The organism is Lonepinella sp. BR2474, assembly GCF_051851555.1.
Classification (GTDB): domain Bacteria; phylum Pseudomonadota; class Gammaproteobacteria; order Enterobacterales; family Pasteurellaceae; genus Lonepinella.
Genome location: NZ_JBPDVH010000011.1, coordinates 37,307 through 48,069 on the forward strand (window position 1 = coordinate 37,307; position 10,763 = coordinate 48,069).

The window sequence follows — 10,763 nt, forward strand, 5'->3', positions numbered from 1 at the left end:
CAATGTACAGAAAAAATTATAAGGAAATCACATGCAGCTCCCATTATTACAATTCGCCAAACTGATCAAACGTTATAAACGCTTTTTAACCGACATTGAATTGCCGAATGGCGACGTAATCACCATTCATTGTGCTAACACGGGCGCCATGACAGGTTGTGGCGAAAAAAATGACATCGTTTGGTATTCTGACTCTGGCAGTACCACCCGAAAATACCCCCAATCTTGGGAAATTACCCAGTTAAAAAATGGCCAACTCGTTTGCATTAACACCCATCGTTCAAATCAATTAGTGTTTGAGGCATTGCAACAGAAACAAATTAAAGAATTGGCCGCTTACGATCAGATTTTGCCCGAAGTCAAATATGGTGAAGAAAATAGCCGTATTGATTTCTTGCTCAAAGGCGAAGGCTTGCCCGATTGTTATGTGGAAGTCAAATCCATTACCTTGGTAAAAAACAACATTGGCATGTTCCCCGATGCCGTCACCACTCGAGGGCAAAAACATTTACGCGAATTGCTCGCCATGAAAAAACAAGGCCACCGAGCCGTGGTGTTATTTGCTGGATTACATAATGGTTTTGATTGTTTTAAAATCGCCGACTATGTGGATCCAGAATATGATCGATTATTAAAAGAAGTAACCGCACAAGGCGTCGAAGCCTATGCTTATGCGGGTGAATTTGATATTTCTCAAGGTATTCCCACCGCACTTCGCTTAACTCATGCGGTGAATTGGATCGAATAAAGCCAAAAAATATTATTTTTTTGATAATTATTCGTATTTATTGCTTGACAGTCTATTTGAGAATAGGTATCATTCACTCATTCAAACAATAATTAGATAATCACTCCATCATTTTACGCCACTCACCCCCACAGAGAGTGGCGTTTTTTTATCTATATAGTGTCATTCTAATTATTGACTTAGGCAAAAATAGAATGTAGAAAAGAATAATCTTGATTTTTGATCAAGTACACCGCATAATGGATCTATAACTTACGGAGACCCAATGAAATTGATCGTAAGACGACTCAAATTTGAGTAAGGTGCGATGCCTTGATGAGTATTTTCGGGATCTATCAAAAATAATGGAAAAAGGATACTTAAGGTATCCTTTTTTCTTGGGTATTTTTACAAAAAATCAATTCGCCGTATCCAACACTGGAAAGGATTTCACCAAATCATCTACCGCTTTCATTTGGCTTACAAACCCTTCTAACGCCGTTAATGGCAAGGCGGATGGACCATCACATTTAGCTTGATTTGGATTTGGATGAGCCTCTAAGAATAAACCCGCAATACAAATCGCTAATCCTGCACGAGCGAGTTCCGTCACTTGTTCACGGCGACCACCTGAGGCGGCACCAAATGGATCACGACATTGTAACGAATGGGTCACATCAAAAATCACTGGGCTACCGTTAGTGGCTTTTTTCATCACGCCAAAACCGAGCATATCCACCACGAGATTGTCGTAACCAAAATTAGAACCCCGATCACATAAAATCACGTTATCATTCCCACATTCTGCGATTTTTTCTACAATATTGCCCATTTGACCGGGGCTTAAAAATTGTGGCTTTTTCACATTAATTACGGCACCCGTGTGTGCCATGGCTTCCACGAGATCTGTTTGACGTGCCAAAAAGGCAGGTAACTGGATCACATCGACCACGTCCGCTACCGGTTGACATTGGTAAATTTCGTGTACATCGGTGATAATCTTCACGCCGAATTGTTGTTTTAATTCTTGGAAAATTTTCAAGCCCTCGTCCATCCCTGGCCCACGGTAAGAATGAATCGAAGAACGGTTGGCTTTGTCAAACGAGGCTTTAAATACATAAGGCACACCTAATTTTTGCGTAACCTCCACATAGCGTTCACATACTTGCATCGCCATATCTCGGCTTTCTAACACATTCATGCCACCAAATAATACAAATGGCTTATTGTTGGCCACATCAAGATGGCCAATTTTTACGATTTTGTCTGTCATACTATTTCCTTAGTGTAATAAATCATTATGTAATTCTTTTTTAATATCTGGGAGTTGTGCCATTAACATAAAAGCGGTCGGATCCTCTGGACATTGTTCAATAAAATATTGCAAATCCTCTACTGCGGCATGATATGCACCCATTTGCGCTAACACCAAGCCCCGATCCCGCCGTTCATAGGGTTCAAATTTTTGTGCCTCAAGATGGGGTTGCACTAAACGGCGATAAGCATAACGATCTAAGCGGCTATTAATATATTTTAATGCCGCATCATTATGTTCTTCCCGAATTAAACAGCCTTTAGCTAATTGCGCAAAACGCTCCCGCAAGGCGTCATCATCGGCTACCGCCAAATCTTCTTGGGCAATGGTTGCCCCAAAGCCAAATGCCCCCTCGTACAATTTTTGCAAATCCTGTTGACTTAAATATTTGCCGTCCCATGGGTCAATAAAGGCCACTTGATCCGCCACATCAGCACGCAAAATTAACTGCGTGGGGAACATCACGGGATACAACGGCAAATCCAATTTATCCGCTAAATATAACAAAATGCAGCCCAAGCTCACTGGCATACCACGGTGTGAACGCAGTACATAACTTAAATATAAATTTTCCGTATGAAAATATTCTTGCGGATCGCAAGCAAAGCCCCAATTACCATACATTAATTGCAATAACTGGTGGATTTTTTCTTTTACATCCGCCTCTGCGGGAATGACTTTGCGTGCTTTGCGAACCAAACCGCCCATCAGTGAACGAATGGTTCGTAAATCCTCACCCTCATCTTCGGTGGTAATTAAATAGAAACTTTCCATTTCCAAATACAGGGCTTGTTTAATACCTAATTTCATTTTAACCTTGCCAATGTTACTCGTTCGTGACCGCCATAATCTTTGACTGTCACCACATTTTGCCATAATTTTTCCACAAAAAATGACCGCACTTTTTCGCCTTGCTGCCAACCATGTTCAAGCAATAATGCGCCATTCGGCTGCAAAAACTGTGGTGCATTTTCAATGATTTTTTGTAAATCCGCATAGCCTTGTTGCTCTGCCACTAATGCCGTCAAGGGTTCAAATCGTACATCGCCTTGTTGTAAATGAACATCTTGCGCATCAATATAAGGCGGATTGCTGACAATAATATCAAACCGTTCTGCTATCTTTTCAAACCATGCACTTTGCTTAAATTCCACCTCAAGCAAATCATGGCGAACCGCATTTTTATGCGCAAATTCAACGGCCCCCTGAATAAGATCCACGCCTAAAATCCGACATTTTGCACCGCACTTTTTAAGCTCATTAGCCAATGCCAACGCAATCGCCCCCGTTCCCGTGCCTAAATCCAAAATCGACACATTGCCGTTTTGTTGTATTTTTTCTTCAGCAATCGTTAACGCTTGTTCCACCAAAATTTCCGTATCTGGACGGGGAATTAAGGTATCAGGCGATACGTTCAATCTTAACGACCAAAATTCTGTTTCGCCTAAAATATACGCTATGGGTTCGCCTTTGGCTCGGCGTTGTAAAAGTGCGGTGAGTTTTTGCTGATTTTCTTCGCTTAAGCTACGATCATCAAATGCCATTAACTGCGATTTGCTTAATCCTGTTACCGCTTGCAATAATAAATAGCTGTCGACTTTGGCGTTTAAATAAGGATCGTTGATAAGATTTTCGGTTAAAAATTGCTGAGCATAGGCGATCCCTTGGGCAATATTCATCATTATTTCGGTACACTAATGACAATCGTAGAAAACATCAAATCGGCGACAGAGCGACGATCTTTGCGAATAAAAGCACAAATAGCGTCAAACAAACCTAAGGCCACGAGTTGCCCCCCAATTCCCTCTACCACTTCTCGAGCAATGTATCGTCCCAAACTAATCGGGCGAAATGTGGTATAAGACACCACTTTCAAGCCTAACCATTTTTTACCTAAGGTTTGTTGATAAGTTTTCATTGTCCAAATTTGCAGTCCAAAATAAACCACGACGGCTAAAAGTGGAATAACCGTAATATCATCCCCGACAAGGCCTGCAATAAATCCGCCAACAAATAGGAATGCAATAAAAATCAACACATTAATGGCTGAAGCCAACCAACGCCAACCACGTCCAGCATAAATAACAGGCGTTACTTCGTCCGTTTTTATTGTCTGAGCAACGGTATTGGGATTTTCAACTAACATTATGCTTTCTCCTTAATTTTATGCCAACAATGTGGCCACTTGTTCTGCTTATGATTCCCTACTCATCGGCTTGACCGCCATAAACATTTGGGATAATGCGAATGGAAAGCGTTGATCCAACGAATAATGATCAATCTTGCTACACCATTTTTTAACAAGACTATCATAATCCGCCATCTGTTCATTCCAACAATCTTCCACCACGGCAAGATCAATGTTGCCTAATAAGGATTTAATGATGGGCTGATATTGAAATAACAAACGATAAAACACTTGGCTTAATTTATCGATTTGCCATTGCTGATAATAGGCTTGTTGCTCCGCCTCAATATCTGCCAACCCAACTTTTCCCCCTGCCGAATACAGATCTCTCATGTTCGGACAAATCACCGAGTAATAGGACACCCAAAAGGCACAGGCTTTGGCATATTTATCTTGTTTATTACTCAAGATTTCAGGGAATAAAATAAAACTTTCCGCAATCAATTTATCTTTTTGTTGCTGCTCTAAATTCGCAAAGGAATAAATGGCGAATTGTTTTGCGGTACTTTCTTCGTCAATCCACCATAAGGAATCATTGTTTTTTAACTGTTTTTTATAATATTGGCGAATTTTGCTAACCGGTCGCTTATCCTGTCTTAATTCATCATAGGAAATACCTATTTTATCAAAGATAGAATGGCCCTCGGCTAAGGTCATATCAATTTGATAACGTGGATAATGGGTAACGGAAATACCACTTAAACAATCTTCATAGCGGCGATATTTAATTTCAGGTACGCCACCACATTTGCCGAAAAAAATATAAATTTTTTCGACACTGCTCACTCGTGAGGATTCTAAAATACTGTTGCCAATCGATAGCCATTTGTCGTCTTTGGTAAATTTGACTTCAACGCCCCAATACCCTTTTGCGATAATATCGGGAAATTCTCGGTCACTCGTACGATATAACGCATGTTCAAAAACCGTATTTTGAGCGACCGCTTGCATGCTTTCAAACACAAATTGTTCAAATTTATTACCGGAATTAATGACATTTACGTCGATGTTCGCCAATACAAACTGTTTCGTTTTTTCTAACAGTTGCAAAAATAATACCTGCTCTGCATGAACCGATACATTATCGCTATAAATCATCGTAAAGATTCCTTAACGGCTTGCGCTAAATGCCAAGCAAACACTGGCGCAACGGCATTGCCCACTTGACGATAAGCATCGGTGGTCGAATTTAAAAACACAAAATCATCGGGGAAAGACTGGATTCTTGCTGCTTCACGGGCAGATAAACGCCGATCTAATGTATAATGAAATTCGATATTGCCGTGATGCTCTGCTCGCATGGTAGGGCCTGGTTTATCTGCTTTGGTTTTGGTATTGCCTTGCGTCCCTTTAAATAATTTTGCCTTAGAATAACCACTATTTGGCAAGGAAAAATGCACTTCATCACTTTCTAAGTCGCCAATGGCTTGCTTTAATGACACCCAAGGTTTTTTAGTACCATCACTCTGCTCACTATGGGTTTCTTGGGGCCAGTTAAATTTAATTTTTAAGTCTTTTCGAATGCCGACAATAATCACCCGCTCTCGGGTTTGCGGCACGCCATAGTTAGCGGTATTTAACAAGCGATAATCAATGTCATAGCCTAATTGACGAAAATCATCGACAATGGTGGTAATCGCCAAGCCTTTTTGCCAAGTTAATAACCCTTTGACGTTTTCCGCTAAAAATAACTTAGGCTGTACTTTTTTCACCACCTCAACCATATTCAAATACAGTTGCCCACGTTCAACGGCTAACCCTTGCCGTTTCCCCGCAACGCTAAAGTCTTGACAAGGAAAACCGCCCAACACAATATCCGCAGAGGGCAATGTGTTTTTATCAATTTGATTAATATCACCGCAAACAACAGGGATATTAGGAAAATTATGCTGGAATGTTTTGCAAGCCCGTTCATTCAGATCGTTTGCCCACACGACATTAAAGGGATGTTGAGCATATTGTTTACCTAAATACGCAAAGCCCCCTTTAAAGCCTAAATCTAACCCCCCAGCACCAGAAAAGAGCGAAATAACATCAAATGGCTTGTTATCCATCTATTAGCCTTACCCCTGTTCCGACAAGGCCGCTAATTGATCCGCTTGGTATTCCGTGATAATCGGTTGAATTAATTCATCAATTTTGCCATTCATCACTTCATCTAAACGATACACGGTTAAATTAATACGGTGATCGGTCACACGACCTTGCGGATAATTATAGGTACGGATCTTATCGGAACGGTCACCCGAACCTAATAGATTACGGCGAGTGTCCGCTTGTTCGGCGGCTTGGCGTTCTTGCTCCACTTGCACAATACGGGAGGCCAATACTGACATGGCTTTGGCTTTGTTTTTGTGTTGTGAACGTTCATCTTGACATTCCACCACAATGCCCGTTGGAATATGGGTAATGCGCACCGCTGAATCCGTAGTGTTCACGTGCTGACCACCTGCGCCAGATGATCGGTATGTATCAATACGTAAATCGCTTGGATTGATTTCAGGTAATTCGCTTTCAGGCAATTCTGGCATCACCGCCACCGTACAAGCCGAGGTATGAATCCGCCCTTGGCTTTCGGTTTTTGGCACACGTTGCACACGGTGACCACCCGATTCAAATTTAAGCTGACCGTAGACATTTTCCCCTGAAATTTTCACGATAATTTCTTTATAACCGCCCTGCTCGCTTTCGTTAGCACTCAAGGTTTCAATCCGCCAGCGTTTGCTTTCCGCATAACGGCTGTACATACGGAACAAGTCGCCGGCAAAAATCCCCGCCTCATCACCGCCCGTGCCCGCACGGATTTCTAAATAGGCGTTGTATTCATCATTCGGATCTTTCGGCAACAGCAAGATTTGTAACTGTTGCTCGACGCTGTCCACTTCTTCCCGACATTCTTCAATTTCCATTTCGGCCATTTCTTTCATATCAGGATCGTCTAATAAAAGTTCCGCCTCTTGCATATTCGCATGCAGTTGTTTCCAACGTCCAAAGACTTTCACCACATCTTCTAATTGGGCGTATTCTTTGGAATAGGCACGGAATTTGTCTTGATCATTGATCACGGACGCATCACCTAATAAGGCCTCAAGTTCTTCATGGCGTTCTTGTAGGCTGTCTAATTTGCTGATAATACTGGGTTTCATATTGACCTTTTAAATCGATTAAAATCAAAATTTTTTCAAAAATTTTTGTAGGGGCGTATTGCATACGCCCTTGGCATTAACGGAGCGTAATTTGGGCGTATGCAATACGCCCCTACAATTTTCGTTATTCATTAAAATTCGTCGTATTCTAGCATAAAACCGCGGTAAAAATTAATGACATATTGATTTTTTTATTGTTCTCACCGCCCAAAACAAGGATAATACACAAGATTTTAACGATTTTTACTGATAACAATACCTTAGCTATTTATGGAATATATTTTATTGATTATTTCCACCGCACTGATTAACAATTTTGTGTTGGTGAAATTTCTTGGCTTATGCCCGTTTATGGGGGTGTCCAAAAAAGTGGACACCGCAGTGGGAATGGGCTTGGCGACCATGTTTGTGTTAACCGTTGCCTCGCTCACGGCGTATTTGGTGGATACCTATATTTTAGCCCCGTTTAACGCACAATTTTTGCGTACGTTGGTGTTTATTTTAGTGATTGCGGTGGTGGTGCAATTTACCGAAATGGTGATTAACAAAACCAGTCCGACATTGTATCGTTTACTCGGGATTTTCTTGCCTTTAATCACCACCAACTGTGCGGTGTTAGGCGTGGCATTATTGAATATTAATCTTGCCCATAATTTAACCCAATCCGTGGTGTATGGTTTTTCCGCCTCACTGGGATTTTCCTTGGTGTTGGTGCTATTTTCGGCTTTGCGTGAACGGCTTGCCGCAGCAGATGTTCCCGTGCCATTTCGTGGGGCATCCATTGCCTTAATCACCGCAGGGCTGATGTCCCTTGCCTTTATGGGCTTTGCTGGCTTAGTGAGATCCTAGATGACGACCCTTTCTTGCGTATTGATTGCCATCACTGTCCTCGCCTTGATTTTCGGCGTGGTGCTGGGTTTCGCCTCGATAAAATTAAAGGTAGACGCCGATCCCATTGTGGAAAAAATTGATGCGATTTTGCCTCAAACCCAATGCGCACAATGCGGTTACCCCGGTTGTAAACCCTATGCCGAGGCCATTGCCAACGGTGATGTGATCACAAAATGCGTACCGGGTGGGCAACAAACCGTGGTCAAAATTGCCGAACTGATGGGCGTTGATGTTCCAACGCTGGACGGCATGGAAGAACCTGAAGTCAAGGTGGCGTTTATTCATGAAGATATGTGTATTGGTTGCACAAAATGTATTCAGGCTTGCCCTGTGGATGCGATTATCGGCACCAACAAAGCCATGCACACCATTATTGCGGATCTTTGTACGGGTTGCGAACTTTGCGTGGCACCTTGCCCAACGGATTGTATTACCATGGAAAAAGTAGAAAAACAGGTCGAAAATTGGAACTGGAAACTCGATCCGAAAATGGTGATCCCGATTAAATATGAAAATAAACTGGTGGTGGGCGAATAATGACCGATATTTTAACTCGCTACCAATCAGGCAAATTATGGGATTTCTACGGTGGGATTCACCCACCAGAAATGAAATCACAATCCAATTCTACGCCGATTTTCACCGCACTTTTGGCGGAAAAATACTATGTGCCAATTAAACAACATCTTGGCTCGGCGGGGAATTTGCTTGTCAACGTCGGCGATCAGGTTCTCAAAGGACAACCGCTCACCCAAGGCGACGGCTTGCGTTGCTTGCCTGTGCATGCGCCGACATCTGGCGTTGTCACGGACATTGCCCCTTATATCGCAGCTCACCCATCGGGGTTAAGCGAAATGGCGGTGCATATTCTGGCAGACGGCAAAGATCAATGGCGTGAACAACAACCCATTGAAGATTTTCTCAGTCAAACACCCGATCAACTTATTCAAAAGATTTACCAAGCAGGCGTGGCAGGCTTAGGCGGTGCGGTATTCCCAACCGCAGCGAAAGTCAGTTCTGCTGCGAATTTGGTGAAATTATTGATTATTAACGGGGCAGAATGTGAGCCTTACATCACCTGTGACGACCGTTTAATGCGGGATTACGCCGATGAAATTATTGAGGGCGTGCGCATTTTACGCTACATTCTTCGCCCTGAAAAAGTGGTGATTGCGGTAGAAGACAACAAACCCGAGGCGGTCGCAGCCCTTGAATTTGCGTTACACGGTGCAGATGATATAGATATTCGGGTGATTCCGACCAAATACCCCTCTGGCGATTCCAGTCAATTAGTGAAAATCCTCACGGGCTTAGAAGTGCCAACTGGTAAACGTTCTTCCAGTATTGGCGTGCATATGCAAAACGTAGGAACGGCGTTTGCGATTAAGCGTGCAGTGATGGATGATGAACCGTTAATTGAACGTGTGGTCACGCTCACGGGCGATAAAATCCCCAATAAAGGCAATGTCTGGGTACGTTTGGGTACGCCAATTTCCGCTGTATTAACTCAAGCGGGTTATCAGGCGGATGAACGCTTGCCGGTGTATTTAGGCGGGCCAATGATGGGCTTAGCGTTGCCGAATTTAGACGCTCCCGTCACTAAATTAGCCAACTGCTTGCTCGCCCCCGATCATTTTGAATATGCGCCACCGCCCGCAGAACAAGCCTGTATTCGCTGTTCAGCTTGCTCGGACGCTTGCCCTGTGCAACTTATGCCACAACAATTATATTGGTTTGCCCGTGCGGAAGATCACGAAAAATCGCAACAATATCAATTAATGGATTGTATCGAATGCGGGATCTGTGCCTACGTTTGCCCGAGCCATATTCCGTTGGTGCAATATTTCCGTCAGGAAAAATCCGCTATTTGGGAACAGGAAGAAAAAGCCAAAAAAGCCGAAGACGCCAAACTCCGCTTCGAGGCCCGTCAAGCTCGCTTAGAAAAAGAAGAACAAGCCCGCAAAGCCCGCACCCAAAAAGCCGCTGAAAATCGCCGTCAAGAAGTGGCAAACAGTGACGGCGTCGATCCTGTGGCTGCCGCTCTTGCTCGTCTCAAAGCGAAAAAAACCGATACACCTGCAGAAACAGAAATCAAAACTATCGTAGATGAAAATAAAGGCGAAGTGTTGCCAGATAACAGCGATATTATGGCCGCCCGCAAAGCTCGCCGTTTAGCTCGGCAACAGGAACAAGCCGAACACACAACAGAAAGCGCGGTGCAAAATAACGAAATTTCAGAAAAAAACACCGCACTTGATCCGAAAAAAGCAGCGGTGGCAGCCGCTTTGGCTCGAGCGAAAGCCAAGAAAGCCGCCCAACAAAATCAAGCTGTTGATCCAATCGTTGAAAAGCCAATAGAAACCGAAACCAACGCTGAAGTGGATCCGAAGAAAGCGGCAGTAGCGGCAGCTATTGCAAGAGCAAAAGCCAAAAAACAAGCTCAACAAAATCAAGCTGTTGAGCCAATCGCTGAAAAACCACTAGAAACCGAAACCA

Annotated in this window: 11 protein-coding genes; 4 read left to right on the forward strand and 7 right to left on the reverse strand. The window is 43.1% G+C overall.

Going from position 1 to position 10,763, the window contains the following annotated elements; all coding sequences use genetic code 11:
- Window positions 1-31 precede the first annotated feature (31 nt).
- Entirely contained in the window at window positions 32-748 is a 717-nt protein-coding gene (sfsA, locus tag ACTG7Q_RS10420) for a DNA/RNA nuclease SfsA (RefSeq protein ID WP_439243618.1), read from the forward strand.
- A 397-nt stretch (window positions 749-1,145) separates the two neighbouring features.
- On the opposite strand, the gene kdsA is transcribed toward sfsA, so the two are convergent.
- From kdsA to prfA, 7 genes are read right to left on the reverse strand one after another with little or no spacing between them, the layout of a single operon-like run.
- Window positions 1,146-2,000 carry a 3-deoxy-8-phosphooctulonate synthase gene (gene kdsA, locus ACTG7Q_RS10425; protein WP_439243620.1) on the reverse strand — a complete coding sequence of 285 codons (855 nt, stop codon included), beginning with the start codon at window positions 1,998-2,000 and terminating at the stop codon, window positions 1,146-1,148.
- Window positions 2,001-2,009: 9 nt separating this feature from the next.
- Complete coding sequence (locus ACTG7Q_RS10430; protein WP_439243638.1) at window positions 2,010-2,852, reverse strand: SirB1 family protein; 843 nt, start codon at window positions 2,850-2,852, stop codon at window positions 2,010-2,012.
- The gene (gene prmC, locus ACTG7Q_RS10435) at window positions 2,849-3,721 is read right to left on the reverse strand and encodes a peptide chain release factor N(5)-glutamine methyltransferase (RefSeq protein WP_439243640.1); all 873 of its coding nucleotides are present in this window, start codon (window positions 3,719-3,721) and stop codon (window positions 2,849-2,851) included. Before prmC ends, ACTG7Q_RS10430 begins: the two co-directional genes overlap by 4 nt.
- A 2-nt stretch (window positions 3,722-3,723) precedes the next feature.
- Window positions 3,724-4,188, reverse strand: coding sequence for an RDD family protein (locus ACTG7Q_RS10440; RefSeq protein ID WP_439243623.1), 465 nt, complete (start codon window positions 4,186-4,188; stop codon window positions 3,724-3,726).
- A 48-nt stretch (window positions 4,189-4,236) separates the two neighbouring features.
- A complete protein-coding gene (locus ACTG7Q_RS10445; protein ID WP_439243625.1) occupies window positions 4,237-5,328 on the reverse strand; it encodes a hypothetical protein in 1,092 nt (363 codons plus the stop codon).
- On the reverse strand, window positions 5,325-6,284 hold the full coding sequence (locus ACTG7Q_RS10450) for a DNA cytosine methyltransferase (RefSeq protein ID WP_439243627.1): 960 nt from the start codon (window positions 6,282-6,284) through the stop codon (window positions 5,325-5,327). Before ACTG7Q_RS10450 ends, ACTG7Q_RS10445 begins: the two co-directional genes overlap by 4 nt.
- Before the next feature lie 9 nt (window positions 6,285-6,293).
- Entirely contained in the window at window positions 6,294-7,376 is a 1,083-nt protein-coding gene (gene prfA / locus ACTG7Q_RS10455; RefSeq protein ID WP_439243629.1) for a peptide chain release factor 1, read from the reverse strand.
- Window positions 7,377-7,646: 270 nt separating this feature from the next.
- Between prfA and rsxA the strand changes: the two genes are divergently transcribed.
- The 3 genes from rsxA to rsxC all read left to right on the forward strand — a co-directional run.
- Complete coding sequence (gene rsxA, locus ACTG7Q_RS10460) at window positions 7,647-8,225, forward strand: electron transport complex subunit RsxA (protein WP_439243631.1); 579 nt, start codon at window positions 7,647-7,649, stop codon at window positions 8,223-8,225.
- Window positions 8,226-8,804 (forward strand): electron transport complex subunit RsxB, encoded by a 579-nt coding sequence (rsxB, locus tag ACTG7Q_RS10465; protein WP_439243633.1) that lies wholly within the window; start codon window positions 8,226-8,228, stop codon window positions 8,802-8,804. It abuts the gene before it with no gap.
- On the forward strand, window positions 8,804-10,763 hold a 1,960-nt coding region (gene rsxC / locus ACTG7Q_RS10470), incomplete at its 3' end, for an electron transport complex subunit RsxC (RefSeq protein WP_439243635.1). The genes rsxB and rsxC, both read left to right, overlap by 1 nt.